Genomic DNA, 21,140 nt, shown 5'->3' on the forward strand with positions numbered 1-21,140 from the left:
ACCAATCTAAAAAAATGGGATAGGGTCGATAATCCTGGGCTTTTTTTCCTATACGCTTTTTCATACGATGAAATAGAAAGGGGGCACGGTACATGTTCCAATACAGAACGGAACAAATGAAAGCGCTTGTTAAACAGTGGCAGTTGCAAAGCATGGTTGTCCCGGGAATCCTCTGGATGTTTATCTTTTGTTATCTCCCCATGTTTTGGCTCATTATTGCATTTATGGACTACAGCATCGCCAAACCCTTATTAGAATCACCGTTTGCGGGGTTGAAGCATTTTCACGATTTTTTGACGGATGATCGATTTTGGCGTTCGATCCGCAATACCCTGGGGATGAGCAGCATCAAGCTGATCTTGGGTTTTCCCATTCCCATCTTGTTTGCTTTAATGCTCAATGAAATACGGGGTCTTCGATTTAAGCGAACTGTACAAACCATTTCGTACCTGCCGCACTTTATTGCCTGGACGATTTTTGGTGGCATTGCACTCAATTGGCTGGGTGAGGGCGGTGTGATCAATCAGTTGATGATGGCAATCGGATTCCAGGATCGTCAAATCCTGTTTAACAGCGACCCTAAGTACTTTTGGTGGATTACCTATTTCACCGACACGTTAAAAGAAACGGGTTGGAGCGCCATTATCTACATAGCAGCAATATCCGGGATTGATCCGGGACTGTACGAAGCGGCCGAGCTGGATGGCGCAAATCGACGGCAGCGTATGTGGCATATCACCATTCAGAGCATACGCCCCACCATCGCTATTTTGTTCATCCTCGCGGTCAGCGGGATACTCGGCAGTAACTTTGAGCAGATTTTTATGTTGAAGAACAACATGAACATGAAGATGGCGGAAAGCCTGGACTTGTATATCTATAATATGGGGTTGGTCTCCGGGCGCCATTCTTTCTCAACAGCCGTCCTGTTCGCCCGCTCTATTGTAGCGCTAGGTTTGTTATTTTTGGCTAATCACTCATCCAAAAAACTAACCGGCGACAGCATTTTTTAAAGGGGGAGAACAGAGGTATGGAAAGACGCAAAAGGTTTCGGCAAATTGGAGTATTTGAAGTCTGCAATACCCTGCTGATGCTGGCGGTTTGTTTTTTAACGCTCTACCCGATGTGGTTTGTATTCATTAACTCACTTAATGCGCCGCAGCAGGCATCACTGGGCACCGTCAACTGGTTTCCCAAAGAATTATCACTGGCCAGCTATAGTGTTGTATTCAATGATGAGACGATGATGAACGGTTTTTACATCACCACGCTGCGCACGGTACTCGGAACAGCGATGCATGTATTCTTTACCGCTGTTATAGCTTACGGAATGAGCAAGTCTAATCTAATCGGCCGCAAAGTGTATCTCAAAATCGCACTGGTTACAATGCTGTTCTCAGGTGGTCTGATCCCTACGTTTATTCTGATGACAAAGCTGGGCTTATATGATAATTTTTGGGTATTTATAATTCCTTCCATGTACACTTTTTTTAATATGGTCATTTTTATGAGCTTCTTCCGCACCATTCCCGATAGCCTGGAGGAATCTGCGAAGGTAGACGGTGCTTCAGACTATGGCGTTCTGTTCAGAATTGTATTGCCCAACAGCATGGCGGTTATTGCGACCATATCGCTTTTTTCAGCGGTCTATCATTGGAATGATTATTACCAGGGCGTCATCTATATTCGCTCGCAAGAGTTACTTCCACTGCAGACCATGTTGTACAAAATTATTGCAGAGAATTCCATGTCTTTCATGCAGCAGCAAGCGATGGCACAATTCGGCGCTAGGCTTCCCGGCAACTCTATTAAATTTGCATCCATGATGGTAGCCACATTACCAATTCTCGTAGTCTACCCCTTTATCCAACGCTATCTGGTCAAAGGGGTGATGATTGGCGCCATTAAGGGATAAGTGCATAGGTCTCGAAACGGATATTTTAAAAAATTCAGAAGCAGCAGAGAAAGGATGATTATGTGATGAAACGCAATCTGATCAAGCCAGGCTTGACCCTCGTTCTGGCCTTAATTCTGACACTAGGCACGGCCGCTTGTAGCAACAATTCAGCCAATAACAAACCATCACCACAACCCACGGACAGTACATCCCCGCCGCCAAGCGAAGCAACGCTCAATCCCGATGAACCGGCATGGAAGCTCGACACCAGCCCTGTAGATCTAACTTGGTTTGTAGGCGCTAACTGGTACGCCCACACTTGGGGAGACAGCTTGGTCTCCAAGTATGTAACGGAAAAAACAGGTGTCAACATCAAGTTAGAAGTACCCTCCGGCGAAGCGAACGAGCATATTACCCTGATGATGACCTCCGGCAAGCTGCCAGACTTGATCTCGATGGGTTCATGGGAAACGGCTGTCAAAAAGCTATGGGAAGGCGATCATGTCTATGCCTTGAATGAATTGGCTGACAAGTATGATCCTTACTTCTTCAAGGTCGCCGGCGATGGCACACTGAAATGGTATCGTCAGGAAAATGGAAATACCTATGGTGTTCCGAATGATTCCTACAGCCCCAACCTGATGCATGAAACCGGCATGACAGCCGCCAACCAGACTTTCCTGGTGCGGAAGGATCTGTATGAAGAGATGGGCAGCCCGGATCTTAGCACGCCAGAGGGCTTTCTAGGTGCATTGCAATTAGTAAAGGATAAGTATTCACAGTATAAAGGCCAACCTATCAGCCCCTTCTTTGCGCAAGGGAATGTCCCTTACGGAATGACCGAATATCTGCAGAATTTACTGGCCGTCCCGCAGGAGAAAGACGGAAAAGTATATGACCGCATGACTGATCCCGATTATATTACCTGGTTAAAAACCTTCCGCACGGCATACGAGCGCGGGCTGATTAATGTAGACTTTCTGGTAGATTCCGATACTCAGGTCGAGGAAAAAACGAACAATGCACGTTATTTCATGATGGTTCGCGAGTGGACTGGGATGGCGGCTGTCAATCCTATGCTGGCTGCAAGTGGAAATCCGGATTCTTACTACATCGCAGTTGATGGCCCTAAGAACAGCAAAGGGGATGACCCTAAGCTATTCCCTGGTAACATGGACGGCTGGATGGTAACGATGATTAGCAAATCCACCGAAAACCCTGAACGGGCCATCCGCTTTTTGACCTATCTGGCCAGCGAAGAAGGCCAGCGCGATGTATTCCTTGGCAAGGAAGGCGAAACATGGGAAACGGTAGACGGCAAACCACAGCTGAAGCCTGAAATGGTACAATTACTCGAAAATGATATTGAGAAAATGGAGAAAGAATATGGCATCATGGATACCTATTGGATGATGCGAAACCCTGTAATCATCAACCAGTGGAGACCCGAGAAAGCCCCTGTTCTTAAGCAAATGGAGGACTTCGCCAACCAACGGGCTGATATTGACAGTGGTATCTACAAGGGCTTAGATCCACAAGGCGATTCTGATGTATCGGTAGCCTGGTCGCGTATTTCTCAAAACTGGGAGGAAGTGCTGCCTGAGCTGATTACAGCTAAAAATGAGGCAGAATTCGATAAAATCTTCGAGAATTTCCTTGACCGCCGCGAGAGTTATAGCTTTGACAAGGTGATGGAATTCCGCCAAGCTGAACTGGATGTGCGAAAGTCCAAAATGGCAGAGTAATAATGCCCATATTAAGATTACTGCCGGCCACCGAAAGGGTGGTCGGTATTCCCTTTTTGGTGGATTCTCCCCATTGGCGAGTCAGCCTGGTTCCCTACCAGACGATTTGTAATATATGGTATATTACAAGGGTAGGAGGCTATTAAATGAAATATTTGCTGACTAAAATGAAAAAGATTTACCGCAATTCCCGCATATCCAAAAAATTATTTTTGGCCTTCAGTATGATGATTGCCATTCCTGCGATTGTGGTATCCTTTTTATTTATCCGCACGCAGGAAAGCCAGCTATACAAGGACGCTATGGCCACCGGCAGCAGTCATGTTTCACGACTTAATGAACAGCTACGCAGCAGAATGGGTATTATTGAGAACGCTTCCTCTACTGCGCTGAATCAAAAGGCATTTGTAGATTTTATTCACTCCAATATGCGGGGGGATGGCCTGCGTCTTGTGAAATTTAGACAAAATCAATTTGAGCAAATGCATAATATCATTCAAAGCCACGAGATGATCAGTGAGCTCAGTTTCTATGTCGATAATCCAAACCTATTTGAGATTTGGCCTGAAATCTACCATTATGATAAGTTTCAGCCGCAGGACTACTGGGTGACCCTTCGGGAGGAAGGCGGTGCGGCATATCGCTTATTTGCTTTCAAGGATGGCGACCATACATTATCCTATTACCGGCTGGTACGCCTTCAGGGACAGCAGCAGAAACGCCCTACCATTATGGAAATTCGCGCCCAGCATAACGTCTTTTTCAGTGACCTGCTTGAGGATAGCGGGGGAGATTTCTTTTCTGTAGTGATGGACGGAACCACCCCTTCCCGATCTGTATACAATCCTGAGCATGTCTTTGCTCAAACTGCCGGTGAGGAGTTGGATAAAATTCTGGGCAGTATTCATCAGCGGCTGGATGTCATTCAGCAGAGTAGCCCTATTAAGGTCGAGGTCGGCGACCAGACTTACTACGCTTTGTATCGCTACATTGCCCCTTTGAACGCTTATGTCGTGGATATTGCCTCTCATCAGGCACTGATGAGTGGCCCGCGGAGCTGGTATCTACTTGTTGTAGCGATCACATTATGTGTTCTGCTACTGATGTTACTGCTCGTTTCACATACTACCCGGCGGATATTTAGGCGGCTGGACAGGGTTCTGATTTCTATGCGCAAGGTGCGGCAAGGCCAACTGGATGCAAAAATCGATACCGGTCTCGGGGCGAACGAAACCGGTGACGAAATTGACGAAGTGGCCGTCAGCTACAATAACATGTTAGACGAGATCAAACATCTGATGAACCAGGTGGTAGATAAGCAACTGGTTGCCAAAAATGCACAACTGCACTCCCTGCATTCACAGATCAATTCACATTTTTTATATAACGCGCTGGAATCTATTCGTATGCTCGCAGAGGTTCAACGACAGCCGGCAATCGCCGATGCGTTAGTGTCTCTCGGTTCACAACTGCGTTACAGCATGCAGTGGCGCAGCGATACGGTTTCCCTTAGCGATGAACTTGCCAACATCCACAGCTATATCCGCTTCATAAACTTTATGGAGGGCGGCAATATTGTATTGATGGCGGATCTCCCCCTAGAGGTGCTGCGTTATACAATTCCGAAAATGTGCATGCAGCCCATCGTCGAAAATGCCGTTCATCACGCAGCCCCTTCGGGAGGCAGTGTAAACATCGAAATTACCGTATCTGTAGAGAATGACCGCCTTTTGCTAATAAAGATACGAGATGATGGTGCAGGTGTTGACCCGGAAATGCTGTACAGTTTGCAAGCTGTGCTGCTGGGCGACACGGATTCACCGATTGTTACCAGCAAAAACGGACTGGGCCTGGAGAACGTGCATAAACGCATACAGCTTCATTATGGCAAGGGCTGCGGTCTTTGGATTGACAGTGTGCAAGGTGCCTACACCTGTGTAACCATACGTTTGCCTTGGGAAAATGTGAATCTTGGAGGATGGTAGAGTATGATCAATATTCTGATTGTTGATGATCAAAAGCATATTCGTGATGGGCTCCAGGCCATGCTGCGCCAATTCCCCCTGCAGCTGGACAACATTTACTGTGCCGTAAACGGCATCGAGGCCTTGGGAGTATTGCGTCAGCATAGCATTCAACTAGTGATTACAGATATCAGGATGCCTGATATGGATGGATTAATGCTGATGGCGCAGAGCAAAGAGGAACGCTTCGAGGTGGAATACCTGATTATTAGCGGCTTCAGTGATTTTGCGTATGCTCAAAAAGCCATCGAGCTTGGGGCAAAGGGCTACCTGCTTAAACCTGTGAAACGTGAAGATCTGCAAACCGCGGTAGAACATGTAGCGCATGAAATCAAAACACGGCAGGCGCTCTCGCGCAATATGGAGCATATCTCCCGTCGTGCTCAAGAGACAGACCGCAAGGAACTGAGTATGTATATGCAGGGGGCGGTGAGCGATGAGGCATGGCTCCTCCAGACCCAGCAGCAGAATCCAAAGTTGTGGAGTAATTACCGTCTGTGCCTGCTACGGGAGGAACTATGGATTAACCAACCGGGAGCCCATAGCAGTCACAGCATGGAATCTATTGCCTATCGGATATATGGCAAACAAGGATGCATATGCTTGCAGCACCGCCCATATCTCGTCCTCGCTGTGGATGCTTCCGTAGATACGGACGCCTTTCCGGCCGCTCTCAAAGCAAGCCAGATCGATGCCATCACCGCTATGACCAGCCCGCAGCAAGGGTTGAAGGAACTGCCCCGCAGCTATATACAAGCGCTGGAGCTGTATCGCCACAGTTACCTTTTTCCAGAGAAGAGCTATATTCTACCCACGCATATTCAGCGGCTGGAGCAGCAGTGGGAGCTTCCCTATGAGGAGCTGTATGCCCTGTTCCAGTTAGTCGGCAGCAAGAACAGCGGCACCATCACCCAAGGCATTTCTAAGATATTTCACAAAGATACGCTGCAACGCTATCACATCCAATACACCCAGCAGCTATGCCGCGCCATCGTGCAGATGCTGGAGGAATACGTGCGTGTGATCCGCCCATATATGGGGGAAGAAGCGCTGGACATCGAATGTTTGCGTAATCTGTTCGACTATCCAGGCATTCGTGATTATATTCAGGCGCTGCAACAACAGCTGCTTCGGCTGAACCAATTCTATTATGAATATAAATGCAGCTATCGTAACTCGCAGGATTTGAATGAGGCCATTCGTTTTATACACGAAAGTTATCATAAACCACTGGATCTGGCGATGGTATCCAACCATGTGTCACTTAATTATGCTTATTTTTCTAACCTGTTCAAGAAGAATATCGGCAAAGGTTTTGCAGAATACCTGCGCGATGTGCGTTTGGATAAAGCTCGTCGGCTACTGGCTGAGACCGATCATAAAATCGTCGAGGTAGCCACTATGGTAGGGTATGAAAGCTACAAAAGTTTCACACGGGCCTTCCGGGATGTCATGGACATGCAACCTACAGAGTACCGCCAAATGATTCGCCGGAAGCATGACAGAGAAGAGAAGTATCAGGACACCGCGCTATAAATCAGGGGGCCACTGCTTAAATACACGAATATTATCAAAAGCCAAAAAATTGGGTTATAACAAAAATAATTGTACCTTTTAGCGGATTATTATATTCGATAGAATAAAGGTGTTCCTACATGTAAGCGGTTTCTATAACTAATACTTTATTACAGGAGGGCAAGTATGAAGCGACTTTATAAAACGAAGAGTGGTTTTAAGCAGAGGGCACTGAGTTTATTCTTAGCAATAGTACTATTGGCTGGTATGGGCCTGTTGCCAACATCGAAGGTTCTGGCAGCAGGGAAGACCGTTACTTCTATGGCTTATTTTTCAGCAGCAGACGGGCCTGTCATCTCAAAATCCGGGGTTGGGCAAGCCAGCTACGGATTTGTCATGCCTACATTCAATGCAGGCTCCGCCACCTGGAATGAAGTTTCCGATGATGTGGGTGTAAAAGTAAAAGTAGCTGGCAACTGGGTTGATATTGACAGTGCTGGCGGCTATACCTATAACCAAAACTGGGGACACTGGAGCGACGGCGGCTTGAATGGCTACTGGTTCACGCTCTCCGCAACCACTGAGATTCAGCTGTACTCCAAAGCTAATGGGGTAACGCTAGACTACACCCTAGTATTTCAGAACATAAACAAAACAACCATCACGGCTATGGCACCTACACAAGGACCGCAGATTACGGCAGGTTTTACCGGCAGTGCAGGCTTTACTTATCCTGCCTTCAACAACGATTCCTCTGTAACGTATGAAGCAGTGGCTGACGATTTGAAGGTATATGTAAAACCTGTAAACAGCAGTACCTGGATTGATATTGACAATAACGCAGCCAGCGGCTGGATCTATGATAACAACTTCGGACAATTCACCGAAGGAGGCGGTGGCTATTGGTTCACCATAACGGAGTCGATCAATGTAAAGTTACAATCCAAAACCTCTTCGGCTAACGTCGTCTATACCCTCACCTTTAATCAACCTGTAAGAAATTCTTATGTTCTTACTCCCTATGATGGAACGACCTTTACTGCAGATGCGAAAGGTGTCATAGGTGTACCGCTGCCCAAGATTGATGGAGGCGCGCCAATCGGTACCGAGCTTGGAAAATACGTATACCAGATCAATATTAACGGACAATGGGTGGCTATGAGTGATTCCAGTCAGAGTGGATTTGTATATGCTGGTAACGGCTATAACAACATGTCCGATGCTAACCAGTGGGGATACTGGGCTGACTATATTTATGGCCTTTGGTTCCAGCCCGTCCAAGAGGATATACAAATCCGTATAGGCTATCCATTAAATGGACAGCCGGGCGGTAATGTGGGCAACAATTACGTCAACTACACCTTTATTGGCAATCCAGATGCCCCGCGTCCGGATGTCTCTGATCATGATGACATTGCCATTGGAACGCCAACCGACCCGACCATTGAGGGTATGAATCTCATTTGGCAGGACGAATTTAACGGAACCACGCTCGATACGAGCAAATGGAGCTATGAGCAAGGGTATTATATCACTGATGATCCCAACAGCTGGGGCTGGGGTAACGCCGAACTTCAACACTATACAGACAGTGCACAAAATATATTTGTGCAGGACGGAAAGCTGAATATCAGGGCGCTACACGATTCCAAATCCTTTCCGCAGGACCCAAACCGGTATGCACAATATTCCTCCGGTAAGATTAACACCAAGGATCATTTGTCCTTCCAGTACGGCAGAGTAGACATCCGTGCCAAGCTGCCTACAGGCAATGGTGTCTGGCCAGCACTATGGATGCTTCCGAAAGATTCAGCCTATGGTGCATGGGCCGCATCCGGCGAAATTGATATTATGGAAGCCAAAGGACGCTTGCCTGGCACGACCAGCGGCGCCATACATTTTGGCGGACAATGGCCGGTGAATAGATATATTGCGGGTGAATATCACTTCTCTGAAGGCCAGACCTTCGCCAATGATTATCATGTGTACTCCATGGTCTGGGAAGAAGATAATATGAAATGGTATGTGGACGGCAATTTCTTCTTTAAAGTGAGCAGAGATAAATGGTATTCTGTAGCTGCACCGAACAATCCCAATGCTCCTTTCGATCAGCCCTTCTATCTCATTATGAATCTGGCGATCGGCGGATTTTTTGACAGCGGCCATACCCCGGACCCATCCGATATCCCTGCAACAATGCAGGTGGATTATGTGCGTGTCTATAAAGAAGGCAACGGCCAGAATCCGGGTAATAACGTGCCGGTTACCGGAGTAACGCTGAATCTGAACACTGCACAGGTCGAAGTCGGAAAAAGTGTACAACTGAACGCAAGTGTAGCTCCGTCTAATGCAACGAATAAGCAGGTCACTTGGAGCATTTCAGGGAACAGCGTAGCTTCTGTGAGTCCAAATGGTCTCGTGACAGGAATTTCTCCGGGCACGGCAACTGTTACAGCTACAACAGCCGACGGCAATAAGACAGCCGTCTCCACCATCACGGTTGTGCCAGCACCATCCGGTACTATCATCATCGGCGATGAGGTCCGGGGTCTGAAGAAAACAGGCAATGACCTGCTGTTCTATGTGAACGGCGCAACCTTTGCCGACTTACACTATAAGCTCAATAACGGCGGTCAGCTGAACGTAGCCATGACTCCGGCAGGGAACGGCAACTATACCTACCCTGTAAATAATCTGCAAAATGGCGATACCATCGAGTACTTTTTCACCTATAATCCAGGACAAGGGGCCGTCGATTCCCCGACGTTCACGTATATCCATGGGGTAACCCAAGGAACACCAGAATAAGTAGTTGAACCCTAAGCAAAATGCATGAACACGAATAGGCGAGGAGGAAGTGTTAAAGCCTCCCTCTCGCCTATTTTGTTGTTTCTGCCATGTGCTGGTCTCCTCGGTGGAAGATCAGTTGCCATGCGTGATGCTCGACCTCCTTGACGACAAAGCTCACCTCTTAGAACGCCATCAAACTAACTATTGACACCAGCCTCTATCCTCTGATCAATAAATGGTTTGAATCGTGTAAAATACCGCTCTGATGCCTCCCAACGCCTAAGGTTCAAAAAGGATAGGTCCTGCTTGCCATATTGATCGGGCGGCTGATAATACCGGGAAACATAAGTTCCATTGCCCAGTGTATAAAAATAATACACTCCATCCAGAGTCTTAATTTCAATCTGACCAGGTAGAAGGTCTCCGACCTCGTCCGTATGTGCTTGACGGAAGCTGTAGCATTTGGAGCCGTCCCAGAACCCGTCATTCTCCTCCTCTTCCAAATATAATTTCTGAACTACAGCGTGTTGCAGAATGTCTTGCACATACTGGACCTCAATGTTTCGTAAATATAGCTCAGCCATATTAATACAGGTCAACAGGTCCAACGGCTTCGAATACAGCCTATGTTGCTGCAGGAACATCTAGTTTCGTTAAAATTCCGGGGTATTCCTTGGTTGTAGCCACGTGCGAAAAAGCCGGTTCATCACCGGACACTTTTCGCACCTTCGCTGGCTTGCCTAAATTAACACGTCGAAATGGCCCTCCGAGTTCACCGTCGCTGTCCGGGGATCGGTCAGACCGATGCCCTTGAGGCCTCCCTTCCACTCATTCCGCCAGAGGGGGAGGTGATCTAGAAGCGGAGAAGCCGGTACAAAATTTACGGAGGTGCTACTCCCGCTTTTCTGTACGAGTTGGGACTCCAGCAGCCGGATTTGCCGCTGAAGCTGCTCCCGGCGATAGGGAGTCTGCATCTCACTTCCTTGTACTGCATTCACTTTATCCAGTTCCATCATCAGCCGGTTCCGCTGTTTCTCCAGGGAACTGACATCACTCTGTGTACCGCCGTAGGCCGCAATGGCCTGTAACGGACTGATGCCTGCTACTGTCAGTGCCGCCATGATTTTCCCCTCCGTTTCCTTGGCTCCCATTCCAAATTCAGCCAATTTCGAAGATCTAATCATCTTTATTACCCACCAGGCCTCATCATGACAACATCACAGCCTCAATTGGAAAATAATCGTCGTATAGTCACAGTCGGCCATTGGTTTCGACCCTACCAAAGACCCACCGAAGGCTGGCTAAAGTCCCTACACAGCTCCCTTACTCGTCCTTCAACCGCCGTTGATACAAAATGACAGATACTACTGTTAATACAACCGTCCATGCCAAAGTAATAAGCAGGGGTTTTAATAAATCTCCCGTCGTATAGCCTATATTGCTTATCCCTAGCAAATGCACAAGCTGACTGCTTGGCATGTAATCCAGCACTTTGAGGATCGGATAATCATTCTCTAGAAATGCCCCCCATGGTGCCCCAGTGAATATGAACGCTACAGGAAGTATGGATAAAGAAGCATCAAGCAGCGTCTTGGAGAATAAACCACATATCGTCCCGGCTGCTGTATATAGAATAATCGAAAGAAAGATTGTTGCCACAAATGCCCATATGCTGGCTGGCTTATAGCCAAATATAAACGTAGCTATAGCCAGAACAACTACAGACATAACAAAGACTAAAGAGCTTTTACCGATTAGAACATCAAGGGTCGTGGCCGGAGTCATCATTAATGACCGTAAGGTGTTACGCTCCTTTTCTTCCGCAATCAAGCAGGCTTGTGCGAAACATGTTAGTAATACAAACGAGGTATTATAAAGGAAACCGCTGGCTCCAGGCAAAGACGCGCCTGCGCTTCGAAAAAGAACGGCAAACATAATAGGCAAAATTAACATAATGGAGATCCCATAATTGCGTGAAAACTCTTTGTAATCCTTCACAAAAATCGCCTGGGCACGTTTTAATGAGATACTCATAATAGCTCACTTCCTGTCATTTTAATAAAAATATCACCCAGACTTGGCTCTTTCGTTTCTAACCGGTCAATTAGCCCCCGTCTCATCCAATCCGTTATTTGATCAGCCGTTCCCTCATCGATCGGGAGCTCGTACGTTTCCCCATTGATTAAGTCAACAGAAATTATGTTTTCTCGATGCTGTCGTTTAAGCTCCTTCGGTGAGCCGATCGTTTGGATTTGCCCTTGATACAGAATCGCTACGCGGTTGCACATCAATTCTGCTTCAGCCATATCATGCGTAGTCAGAAAAATCGTTGTTCCCTTCTTATTTAAGTAGCGTAAGCCTTTATAAATATGCGCTGAGTTTACCGGGTCTAAAGCCGAAGTAGGTTCATCTAAGAATAATAATTCTGGCTCATGGATAATTGCGCAGGCCAGCAGAACGCGCTGTCGCATCCCTTTCGATAGGAGTTTAACCTTCTTTTTGCGCTCTCCGCTTAAGTTCACAAACTGCAGCACCTTATCGACCGCAGATCTGGAAAGATCATACAACTGACAATACAGCTCTAGATTTTCCTCAATGGATAATCTCTCATAAAGACCACTGTTATCCGTCAGAATTCCAAAGCGCATCTTCTGTGCAGACTGCTGCATCCTCTCCGCTGGCTGGTTAAATATATTTGCCTGTCCACTTGTCGGATTTAATTGCGCCGTTAAAATTTTAATTAATGTCGTTTTTCCTGAACCACTCGGACCGAGGAAACCAAAAATCTCCCCTTTCGGAATGGAAAATGACACATCTGCTAACGCATCCTTATTTCCAAATCTCTTTCGAATATGTTCTACCTGGATAACATTCACAAATACCACTTCCTTAGCATTGATGACCTAAATATATAGAGATTACATACTTGCAGCCATCAAAACCCGCCGAAATGTAGCTATTACCGCTTGAATGGTACCCTTTAAATGTTAAGAAGTGCTTTTAGCTCCTGTAATTTTGAACGAGATAACGGCACCACGGCATCTTTACCTGTATTCAAACGCAAGCTGTAACTATTCTTCGTCCATGTAATAATCTCTCTAACTTTTTGCAGATTAACGATGTAGGATCGATGACACCTGAAAAAACCGAAATTTAACAATCTCCGCTCCAGCTCGGTTAGAGTCAAAGCACAGTCGTAATTTTCCCCACCCACATAAACAAGGATCGATCCCTCTATACTTTCTATAAAATCAATTTCAGGCGGATTAAATAAAATCACTTTGTCATTTCTTTTGGTAGATATCTTCTGCAAGGTTATATTGGCTTCATCTTGTTTCTGTACTTCCTGCTTATCCTCTTCTGAGTCCCGAATATCCAATGGATGACATCCAAGTTCGTTCAATCGATAAATGGCGTCACACGAAATAATGGCATCCTCTAAATTCGAAGTTAAAATTAAAATCTCCTTTTCTTTCGAAAGGTCATCTAGTATCCGTTTAAATTGACGACGATCTTGCTCCTCTAAGTAAAAATAGGGTTCCTCCAGTACAAGTGTAGGCTGATGCGCAAAAAAGACACGCAGCAATGTCACATACGTCCTTTTCGAAGAGCTTAGGTCCTTGATCCTTACCTTCCGTTCTTCTTTTAAAGCAAAATAATCTAGTAACAGAGCGACACGCTCATTCCTCTCCGTTACTTTGATTAGAAAATGAATCAGCTCTTCCACCGTTAAATGCATATACTCGTTTTGCCCAGCTTGAAATAAATAATAGTGGGAATGATTCAATAATTGATTCATTAATAGCTGCTTTCGCTTCAAATCTGTTATAATGCCAATCGATTGGTTCTCTGTCATGTTTAATTCGATCTTCGGTAGAAGTAATTCCCCATCAAAATATATTGGTTGAAATTGCATGCCGTCCCCCTGGTCAGAGCTACTATAGGATATTTATAACAATTATAATGTTCGGATACTTTTTTGTCAGTTTCTACTGAAAATACTTACTGTTAACAACACAAGTATAAAGAACGACGGAAAAAAACACTTCTCAATGAGAAGTGTCAGAAATCATATTTAGATCATCTGCCAATGATGATGCATGTCAATTCTTTTATTGCCGGAGCATGTTCTCATCTAGCCTTATTAAGTTCTTTTACTTCTATTATCTTTTTACTAAACTGATACTTTACAGTAACATTTTCAATAATCTCAGTATTCTGGTAGGCAAGAGAACCCTCGAATTCTAGAGTATCATTATCTTTCCACACTAGGTTATCTGCATTGCTATAATTCTCGTGATCTGTGCGAATCCATGTATCTATTTCTTTTTGTGCACCATATTTGACTCTTGCAGATTCTATTAATTCGGGACTTATCATTCCCTCCTCAATATTGCTAATTTGAATGAAATCACTTTTATTAGAGCATGTTACGATCGCAACTAACTTATGATTGGGTGAAGGAATCATTTTTTTAATATACATAGAGGGTGTTGAAAAACTAAAATACGCATTAAGCTTATTATCTTTTATTCTCCAAATGACATTTTGACTTCCATAGTCCGAATAGTTATTAAACAACGTAAATATCATACTTCCGTCTGCTAACTTAACAATATAAGGGCTTTTATAACTTTTCGATAAAATATCTACAGCAAAAGCAGCTGCATCGGCGATTTTTTGATTCTCATTTTTTAAAAATGGCTGAAGTTCTTTCAACGCTTTTACTCTCAACGTGGAATTATTAAAGGTTTCTACCAGCCTATTAATAGCAATATATACATATTCATTATTATCACTTTTTAAAGCATGTAGAAATTTTTCCGCATCATATTTAGTAGCAGGCTGTAACTCCATATCTTCAGCTTTTAAATAACGTATATAAGGCTCTGAATTTTGATTTTTATAATATTCTGTCGCTAATAAAGCTGACGCAGTTGAACTATATAGGACAAGACAGGCAACCAAAACAACCCACTTTTTTGAAATTCCTTTTTTCCTTTTCTCTGTTCCATTGTGCCCAGCCGCTTCAATTAAGTTCTCATCAATGAGTCCGATCTCCTTAAATAAATCTTCTTTTTTCATAGGTTAACCCCCTCTTTGTCGAGATGAACTCGAAGTTTATTTCTTGTCCTAAATAATATAGATTTCACTTTACTACTACCCATATTAAATCTCATAGAAAGCTCATCTATTGAATAGGAATACCAGTACCTTCCAATAAATATGTTTCTTGCTTGCTCATCTATGCCATATAAAAATTGATTTATTAAGTTTGCGATCTCACCTTCTTCATACTCTGTTTCTACAGTATCAGGCGAAGCTAGACATTCTTCTAGTTCCGTTAGAATGACTTCAAACTCACGACTACGCTTTTTCGCTGTATTATAACCATACTTATCAAGCGCAATATTACGGGTGATCCTCCCTAAAAATACCGAAAAATTCCTAGGCAGATTAGGCGGTATCGCATTCCATGCTGCTAAGTATGTATCGTTCTCACATTCTTCAATATCCGAGAAATTTGAAATAATGTTTCTTGCAATCACCCTGCAGTAAGCCCCATATTTATTTTTAGTCTCTAAAATAGCTTGCTGTGAACGCTGTATGTATAGGTGGATTATTCCTTGGTCTTCCATCCGTTATTCTCCTTTTAAACACTCTTATCTATATAGTAGAAAATTCTTAGAATACGTTGCACTTATATTAAAAATTTACACCAATATATAAAGACAACCCCCTCCTAAACAAGGAAGGGGTCTGCCTTTGGGTCATCTCTACAATCCAAAATGTTCTCTAACTAACCTAAATTGTTCTTCCACGCTCATACTTGGTATTCTTTCAACGGTCTTGATCCCCATTTTAGTACAAGCATTCTTAATCTCATTGGAGAACTTAACCATAGATTTGTTCCCGTGTTTAATCGTTTCTTCTGGATTTATCGTGTAGGCGTTAATACAATCTAAAATCATCTTATGATCTTCTCTGAAGTAATATAATTTCTCTATCTCATCGTCGGACGTATAAAAACAAATCATTCTCTCTTCGGGGATAAACGGTAGTATACGCTCAGGCATTATTCCCAGATCAATTATTATTGGTTTGTCATTAGACATTGTTAACAAATCAATGATAAAGAAGTCCATCATCTCTTCGACAATTTGAAATAACCACTGGCAGTGCTCATCTACCGGTTTATTGAACCACTTATTCCAATCCAAATCAGGATTAGGAAATTGAAGGGCAGGGTATTCAACAGGACTAGTGAATGGTCTGTATTTTAAGACATCATCCCCCAATGTTTGAAAGCCAAGTACCTCTACAAATTTCTTGGTCATGGTCGTCTTCCCAGCACAAGGCCCCCCATTAAGCCAGTAAACATGTTTTAATCGTTCCTTCAAATAATTATTATTTATCTTCATCCGGTACACCCCATTTGATTTATAAAGAACTTTACTCTAGCACATTGGTTTCGGGGAGATGGCGGATTCTTATCTTCCTATAACAGTAAAAACACATAGAAGTTCTCCTTTCTTGACACAAGTAGTTATATTCTACGAGTGGGGAGTTCTGTTAACGTAACGACTTACTCTGTTGAATTTCATGTTCCTCAACATAATTTCTATACTTATTACCATTGTAGTAATTAAGAATGTCCTGATTAATCTCCGGATACAGTTGAATAGAGTGTAGCTCCGAAATAGGAACCCACGTTACACCAGTTTGCTTAGAATCTGGTGATTCGGGAAGTCTTGGATTTGATCCCGCTTTCAATTTACAACTAAATGTAACTCCTACTGAATGAGTATCCCCGTATATGTAATTACTTTTTGTAGGTTGATATTCGTAAACAAATGCAACGGGACCGACCTCTATCTCAACACAAGCCTCTTCTTTCGCTTCCCGTTTTACAGCTTCAATCAGTGTTTCTCCTGGCTCAAGGCCACCTGCTGGAAGATTGTAGTGCACGCCATCAAGATTGTCATTCTCAAACTCCACTAGTAAAATGGAACCCTTCTCAATTATTAATGCACCAGCGCGCAGTCTTATCTTTTCCAGAATAATCACATCCCATAGTCATTAATTTCTATATGGGATATTGTACCATTTAATGCTTCTAAGGGAAGAGTCTTTAATGGATCCTTTACAAGGATTGCATAACTTCTATAGCACTTTTAAGAGCGTTGCTGTCCCTTAATCGTCCTTTTTCTGGTACTGTCAGATTTATTAACTTAAATGCCTCTTCCTTGCTTACCCATCGAATTTCTTGTGTTTCATGATCAAAACTATGTACTTCTCCTATAGGTCTTAATAAAAAATACTTAGTTATACATGTCTCTGATTCAAATGCCCCTGGGATCGGTGCGACAACTTCACAAACATACCCAGTCTCTTCTCTCACTTCTCTCAATGCTGTATTTTCAGGAGATTGATCTTGAGGTTCGCTTCCACCTTTAGCAAAAGTCCAAGCGTAGCCTCCCCAAAATCCGCTAGGGCTTCTCATCAATACCTCACCAGCATTATTGATAACAATTCCTCCATAAGCGAGTTCACTCATCTTTTATCCATCCCAACAAAAAAATAAATTCTGATTTAATCACACTATTCCATTAAAAATTCATATTCCCCTGATTCCTAGTTACTGCCATCACATTCTGAGCTTAAAAAGCTCTGATTATCAATCTTTCTACTATCACTTTATCTTTAATACGATCTTTCCTTTTGCCCGGCCCGATTCGGAATACTCCATCGCCTTTTGAGCTTCTTCAAAAGAAAATATTTGATCAATTACAGGCTTTATTTTCCCTGCTTCTATAAGCTCCGAAATGATCTCCAGTTGTCTGCCGCTAGGTTTCATGAACAAAAATCTGTATTTTACATTATATTGCTTTTCTAATTTTGTTAGCTTACGGGTAACCAATCGAAAAAGACTCGTTTTTATAAATCCAGACCCATATTCAATTCCGAAGCGTGCATTGGGCAGCCCAGAAACCGATACAATTTGTCCGCCTGGTTTGACTATTTTAAAAGCCTTTTCTAAGGTCTCGCCGCCAATCGTATCGAATACTCCATCATAATTTTGTAAGACTTTATCAAATTGTTCTGTTTTATAATTAATTATTTGATCTGCCCCAAGAGATTTGACCAGATTAGCTCCAGCATTGCTAGTAGTTGTAGCCACATAAACTCCCATCGCTTTAGCAAGCTGGATAGCAAAGGTCCCAACGCCGCCCGAACCCGCTTGAATCAATACCATTTGCCCTGCCGATAGCTGTAATATATCCTGTAATGCTTGATAGGCTGTAAGCCCGACTAATGGGATTGACGCCGCCTCCTCAAAAGAAAGATTTTGTGGCTTTAAGGCTATATCGTCCTCATGTATGGATATATATTCTGCGAAGGTTCCAATTCTATTTTTTCTTGGCCGTCCGTATATGGCATCGCCTATTTTGAATTTTGTTACTTTGTTTCCTACTTTGGTGACTATACCTGAAAAATCATTTCCTAAAACAAGCGGCATATCGTATTTCAACAGCATACGAACTTTACCATCCCGCACCTTAAAATCGATAGGATTAATACTTGCCGCATGAATTTCTGCTAACACATCATAATCACCTACTGAAGGTGTTGGAATGTCTGCCAATAGAAGAGGACCTCTCCCGTATTTTTCAATGATCATCGCTTTCATCAAGAACCCTCCATTTCTAATAATATTGTTCCATAAATTCATCGAGATGGTTTATTAGATTTTTTAACACGCCTAATTTTGTTCTAACGTCCATAAAATAATAATTTTTAGAGCCTTCTTCCCTCACCATTATAATTCCGGCTTCTCTTAAGATTCTTAGATGATGGGAGACCGCCGGCCGTGAAAGATGCGTTTGTTCAGTAATCTCACCTACGCGTAATCCGTTCGTACAGGTAGTCTCCATAAGTACTGTAATAATGGATTGTCTTGTCTCATTACCAATAGCTAAAAAGACCTTCTGGCACATCTTGAAATCATCTTTGATGACTTCGACTTGTTGCTGCTTATTAATGATTCTCACCGCTTTCGTCTCGTTCAATCGTTTAACTTAGTGAACCATTTGCTGACGAGTATGTCATAACAAGATATGCTCTGCAACGTTGGGAAAGAAAATCGAGACCACAAGTAAATTTTTTACATTTTCTTATTCCCAACCCTCAAAGCAGAATTGTCGAAACATCTAAAATCGTATCAAGAACAATTGACGTTGAGTGAGCTGCCTGCACTTGAAGTACTGGTAAATAAGCTTATCGCATGGATTGATTGGCTTATAAAAAATCGCCGTCCGACTCCCAATAGGGAACATGAACGGCGATAATTTTTGAGTTATTCTATAAACGGCAGTTCAAAGTAAAGCCGATCTGCTCCACAAATCGATTAGGGAAGTTCCTCCAGTGTAATCTTGACGCTATATCAATTCGTACTCCAATTTTCGGATGTAGCTGTATTTTTAAAGGTTTTCTTTATAAAAGGCATTCAGTTTTTCAACAGCTAGTCTAACTGGTTCTGGTTGATCGTATAAGTCATAATGACTTACATTTTCAAGAATGAACAAGTCCTTTTTCGTTGACGCGGCTCTATTGTACAGTTCATGACCATCTTTGTATGAACCAAATGCACCTTGTTTATCACCTACAATAATTTGCAAAGGTTGTGTTAGCAACTCTTCAACGAAATGGAAAGCATCAAAACCTAGGACTGAATCTAAACTGGTATATTTCAATTTATTTGGAGAGTTAGAGCTTTGCCCTCTAGGCGTTGTATAATAATCGACTGCTTCCACAATATCTATATCTGTTATACCTGCCTTCTCTCTTTCCAGTTGATTGCTAGGGATCCAATTCACTATCATTGGCTCAGTTCCACGAGCTTCCGCAGTACGTTGTTGACTAATGGCCTCCAAAGCTTTAATTGGATCTCCGCTTTCACGTTGTACACGCCCGATATTAGCTCCAACGACAGTGCCAACTGCTTGTATACGACGCTCTGTCATTGCAGCATTTACAGCATAACCCCCTCCGGCACAAACACCTAATACACCAATACGGTTCTCATCAACAAAATCAAGTGTAGTCAGGTAATCTACGGCACAACGAATATCTTCAACACGCGCAGCCGGAACTTCAATATATCGAGGGTCACCTTCGCTTTCACCTTGATATGATGCATCAAATACAATCGTCACATATCCAAGTTCAGCAAGCTTCTCCGCATAGATACCTGCAGTTTGGTCTTTACAGCTACTTCCTGGATGAACACAAACGATTGCGGGGTTATGTTTCTTATTTTCAGCATTTTCTGGCACATTTAGAATACCTGCAACTTTTAATCCATGCGCCATAAATTTAACTTTCTTTTTAATAACTAACATATGTGGCCTCCTAATGGATGATTTAATATAATACACTTGAGTGTTTTATTACACCCGTGTATATTTAAAATACATTAGGACTATAATGCTTTCAATGACCACATCTTTGTTTTCATGTAGTAATACACATTCTTTCAAATGTGTATATTAAAAAGGAGTTTTCTCATGAACAATCCAATAGATCGAAGAATCATAAAATCGCAAAAAGTAATTCAATCGACTTTTTTAACCATGCTGCTTGAAGATGGATTTGATAAAATTACAGTTAAAGCGATCACTGAAAAAGCCGACATTAGCAGAAAGACGTTTTATCTGCATTATGTCGATAAATATGATTTGCTGGATACTATCGTGAATAAACAATTAGAGGAATTAGGAGTCATTTGTGAGCAAAAAAAAGAGAAGGGTTTTATCGAGGGTACCGTGATTTGGTTCAATTATTTTGAGGAACATAAAGCTTTCTTTGCAGCTTTGTTTGCAAGTGAAAGTACCGTCTCATTTCGAAAACAGCTTCTGCAATTCATCATGCATCAACTCAATCTAAAAATAATTAAAATCAACCCTGAAAAAGAGGCAGAAATCCTTTTAAAGTTCTTAAGCATGGCTGTTCTAGGCATCGTAGAATCCTTTGTTCTGAATCAATTAAAAGCCAGCACAGAAGATACAGCAAAACAAGTGGGCGAATTACTGGAGCAGAATATCGCGATGGCCTCACGTTAGTAGGCTGATGAAACTTAATTTTAATTTATTCCAATTCATATCTATC

21 protein-coding genes are annotated in these 21,140 nt (G+C 43.0%); 7 read left to right on the forward strand and 14 right to left on the reverse strand.

What is annotated here, in order from left to right:
* Positions 1-92: 92 nt before the first annotated feature.
* Together M2444_RS19730 and M2444_RS19735 are read left to right on the forward strand one after the other, a co-directional pair.
* Positions 93-1,013, forward strand: coding sequence for an ABC transporter permease (locus tag M2444_RS19730; RefSeq protein ID WP_094872777.1), 921 nt, complete (start codon positions 93-95; stop codon positions 1,011-1,013).
* Positions 1,014-1,030: 17 nt separating this feature from the next.
* Complete coding sequence (locus M2444_RS19735; protein WP_280787840.1) at positions 1,031-1,915, forward strand: carbohydrate ABC transporter permease; 885 nt, start codon at positions 1,031-1,033, stop codon at positions 1,913-1,915.
* A 58-nt stretch (positions 1,916-1,973) separates the two neighbouring features.
* On the opposite strand, the gene M2444_RS19740 is transcribed toward M2444_RS19735, so the two are convergent.
* Entirely contained in the window at positions 1,974-2,273 is a 300-nt protein-coding gene (locus M2444_RS19740; RefSeq protein WP_280787841.1) for a hypothetical protein, read from the reverse strand.
* Between M2444_RS19740 and M2444_RS19745 the strand changes: the two genes are divergently transcribed.
* From M2444_RS19745 to M2444_RS19760, 4 genes are all read left to right on the forward strand, one after another.
* Entirely contained in the window at positions 2,230-3,642 is a 1,413-nt protein-coding gene (locus tag M2444_RS19745; protein WP_280787842.1) for an extracellular solute-binding protein, read from the forward strand. The two genes, M2444_RS19740 and M2444_RS19745, sit on opposite strands and share 44 nt — an antisense overlap.
* A gap of 146 nt (positions 3,643-3,788) precedes the next feature.
* Complete coding sequence (locus M2444_RS19750; protein WP_280787843.1) at positions 3,789-5,627, forward strand: sensor histidine kinase; 1,839 nt, start codon at positions 3,789-3,791, stop codon at positions 5,625-5,627.
* 3 nt (positions 5,628-5,630) lie between these two features.
* Positions 5,631-7,202, forward strand: coding sequence for a response regulator (locus M2444_RS19755; protein ID WP_280787844.1), 1,572 nt, complete (start codon positions 5,631-5,633; stop codon positions 7,200-7,202).
* A gap of 165 nt (positions 7,203-7,367) precedes the next feature.
* Positions 7,368-9,989, forward strand: coding sequence for a family 16 glycosylhydrolase (locus M2444_RS19760; RefSeq protein ID WP_280787845.1), 2,622 nt, complete (start codon positions 7,368-7,370; stop codon positions 9,987-9,989).
* Positions 9,990-10,168: 179 nt separating this feature from the next.
* Here M2444_RS19760 and M2444_RS19765 read toward each other — a convergent pair whose 3' ends face one another.
* From M2444_RS19765 to M2444_RS19825, 13 genes are all read right to left on the reverse strand, one after another.
* Positions 10,169-10,516: a hypothetical protein gene (locus M2444_RS19765; protein WP_280787846.1), complete on the reverse strand. Its 348-nt coding sequence runs from the start codon at positions 10,514-10,516 to the stop codon at positions 10,169-10,171.
* A 195-nt stretch (positions 10,517-10,711) separates the two neighbouring features.
* Complete coding sequence (locus tag M2444_RS19770; protein WP_280787847.1) at positions 10,712-11,155, reverse strand: hypothetical protein; 444 nt, start codon at positions 11,153-11,155, stop codon at positions 10,712-10,714.
* 139 nt (positions 11,156-11,294) lie between these two features.
* Entirely contained in the window at positions 11,295-12,005 is a 711-nt protein-coding gene (locus M2444_RS19775; protein WP_280787848.1) for an ABC transporter permease, read from the reverse strand.
* Positions 12,002-12,847, reverse strand: a complete 846-nt coding sequence (locus M2444_RS19780; RefSeq protein ID WP_094878724.1) for an ABC transporter ATP-binding protein — start codon at positions 12,845-12,847, stop codon at positions 12,002-12,004. The genes M2444_RS19775 and M2444_RS19780 overlap by 4 nt, the downstream gene beginning before the upstream one ends.
* A 104-nt stretch (positions 12,848-12,951) precedes the next feature.
* Positions 12,952-13,887, reverse strand: a complete 936-nt coding sequence (locus M2444_RS19785; RefSeq protein WP_280787849.1) for a LytTR family transcriptional regulator DNA-binding domain-containing protein — start codon at positions 13,885-13,887, stop codon at positions 12,952-12,954.
* A 215-nt stretch (positions 13,888-14,102) separates the two neighbouring features.
* Entirely contained in the window at positions 14,103-15,056 is a 954-nt protein-coding gene (locus M2444_RS19790; protein WP_094872796.1) for a hypothetical protein, read from the reverse strand.
* Entirely contained in the window at positions 15,053-15,610 is a 558-nt protein-coding gene (locus M2444_RS19795; protein WP_280787850.1) for an RNA polymerase sigma factor, read from the reverse strand. The genes M2444_RS19790 and M2444_RS19795 overlap by 4 nt, the downstream gene beginning before the upstream one ends.
* A gap of 138 nt (positions 15,611-15,748) precedes the next feature.
* Entirely contained in the window at positions 15,749-16,393 is a 645-nt protein-coding gene (locus M2444_RS19800) for a hypothetical protein (RefSeq protein WP_094872799.1), read from the reverse strand.
* 151 nt (positions 16,394-16,544) lie between these two features.
* On the reverse strand, positions 16,545-17,039 hold the full coding sequence (locus M2444_RS19805) for an NUDIX domain-containing protein (RefSeq protein ID WP_348536925.1): 495 nt from the start codon (positions 17,037-17,039) through the stop codon (positions 16,545-16,547).
* A gap of 76 nt (positions 17,040-17,115) precedes the next feature.
* Positions 17,116-17,529, reverse strand: coding sequence for an NUDIX hydrolase (locus M2444_RS19810; RefSeq protein ID WP_280787851.1), 414 nt, complete (start codon positions 17,527-17,529; stop codon positions 17,116-17,118).
* A gap of 135 nt (positions 17,530-17,664) precedes the next feature.
* Positions 17,665-18,663: an NADP-dependent oxidoreductase gene (locus tag M2444_RS19815; protein WP_280787852.1), complete on the reverse strand. Its 999-nt coding sequence runs from the start codon at positions 18,661-18,663 to the stop codon at positions 17,665-17,667.
* 16 nt (positions 18,664-18,679) lie between these two features.
* Positions 18,680-18,970, reverse strand: coding sequence for an ArsR/SmtB family transcription factor (locus M2444_RS19820; protein WP_481857511.1), 291 nt, complete (start codon positions 18,968-18,970; stop codon positions 18,680-18,682).
* Between the two features lie 483 nt (positions 18,971-19,453).
* Positions 19,454-20,374 (reverse strand): alpha/beta hydrolase, encoded by a 921-nt coding sequence (locus M2444_RS19825; RefSeq protein ID WP_280787854.1) that lies wholly within the window; start codon positions 20,372-20,374, stop codon positions 19,454-19,456.
* Between the two features lie 165 nt (positions 20,375-20,539).
* Here M2444_RS19825 and M2444_RS19830 point away from each other — a divergent pair, with 165 nt between their 5' ends.
* Complete coding sequence (locus M2444_RS19830) at positions 20,540-21,094, forward strand: TetR/AcrR family transcriptional regulator C-terminal domain-containing protein (protein ID WP_280787855.1); 555 nt, start codon at positions 20,540-20,542, stop codon at positions 21,092-21,094.
* Positions 21,095-21,140: the final 46 nt, after the last annotated feature.

This window comes from Paenibacillus sp. PastF-3, from assembly GCF_029893135.1.
In the GTDB taxonomy this organism is placed as follows: domain Bacteria; phylum Bacillota; class Bacilli; order Paenibacillales; family Paenibacillaceae; genus Paenibacillus_AQ; species Paenibacillus_AQ nitricinens.

What these genes read in the sequence shown, in the direction of transcription:
- M2444_RS19790 (WP_094872796.1), bottom strand. Translation starts at nt 15,056, where the DNA reads ATGAAAAAAGAAGATTTATTTAAGGAGATCGGACTCATTGATGAGAAC.
- M2444_RS19755 (WP_280787844.1), top strand. Translation starts at nt 5,631, where the DNA reads ATGATCAATATTCTGATTGTTGATGATCAAAAGCATATTCGTGATGGG.
- M2444_RS19770 (WP_280787847.1), bottom strand. Translation starts at nt 11,155, where the DNA reads ATGATTAGATCTTCGAAATTGGCTGAATTTGGAATGGGAGCCAAGGAA.
- M2444_RS19775 (WP_280787848.1), bottom strand. Translation starts at nt 12,005, where the DNA reads ATGAGTATCTCATTAAAACGTGCCCAGGCGATTTTTGTGAAGGATTAC.
- M2444_RS19825 (WP_280787854.1), bottom strand. Translation starts at nt 20,374, where the DNA reads ATGTTAGTTATTAAAAAGAAAGTTAAATTTATGGCGCATGGATTAAAA.
- M2444_RS19750 (WP_280787843.1), top strand. Translation starts at nt 3,789, where the DNA reads ATGAAATATTTGCTGACTAAAATGAAAAAGATTTACCGCAATTCCCGC.
- M2444_RS19820 (WP_481857511.1), bottom strand. Translation starts at nt 18,970, where the DNA reads ATGTGCCAGAAGGTCTTTTTAGCTATTGGTAATGAGACAAGACAATCC.
- M2444_RS19810 (WP_280787851.1), bottom strand. Translation starts at nt 17,529, where the DNA reads ATGAGTGAACTCGCTTATGGAGGAATTGTTATCAATAATGCTGGTGAG.
- M2444_RS19730 (WP_094872777.1), top strand. Translation starts at nt 93, where the DNA reads ATGTTCCAATACAGAACGGAACAAATGAAAGCGCTTGTTAAACAGTGG.
- M2444_RS19795 (WP_280787850.1), bottom strand. Translation starts at nt 15,610, where the DNA reads ATGGAAGACCAAGGAATAATCCACCTATACATACAGCGTTCACAGCAA.
- M2444_RS19800 (WP_094872799.1), bottom strand. Translation starts at nt 16,393, where the DNA reads ATGAAGATAAATAATAATTATTTGAAGGAACGATTAAAACATGTTTAC.
- M2444_RS19830 (WP_280787855.1), top strand. Translation starts at nt 20,540, where the DNA reads ATGAACAATCCAATAGATCGAAGAATCATAAAATCGCAAAAAGTAATT.
- M2444_RS19815 (WP_280787852.1), bottom strand. Translation starts at nt 18,663, where the DNA reads ATGAAAGCGATGATCATTGAAAAATACGGGAGAGGTCCTCTTCTATTG.
- M2444_RS19785 (WP_280787849.1), bottom strand. Translation starts at nt 13,887, where the DNA reads ATGCAATTTCAACCAATATATTTTGATGGGGAATTACTTCTACCGAAG.
- M2444_RS19735 (WP_280787840.1), top strand. Translation starts at nt 1,031, where the DNA reads ATGGAAAGACGCAAAAGGTTTCGGCAAATTGGAGTATTTGAAGTCTGC.
- M2444_RS19760 (WP_280787845.1), top strand. Translation starts at nt 7,368, where the DNA reads ATGAAGCGACTTTATAAAACGAAGAGTGGTTTTAAGCAGAGGGCACTG.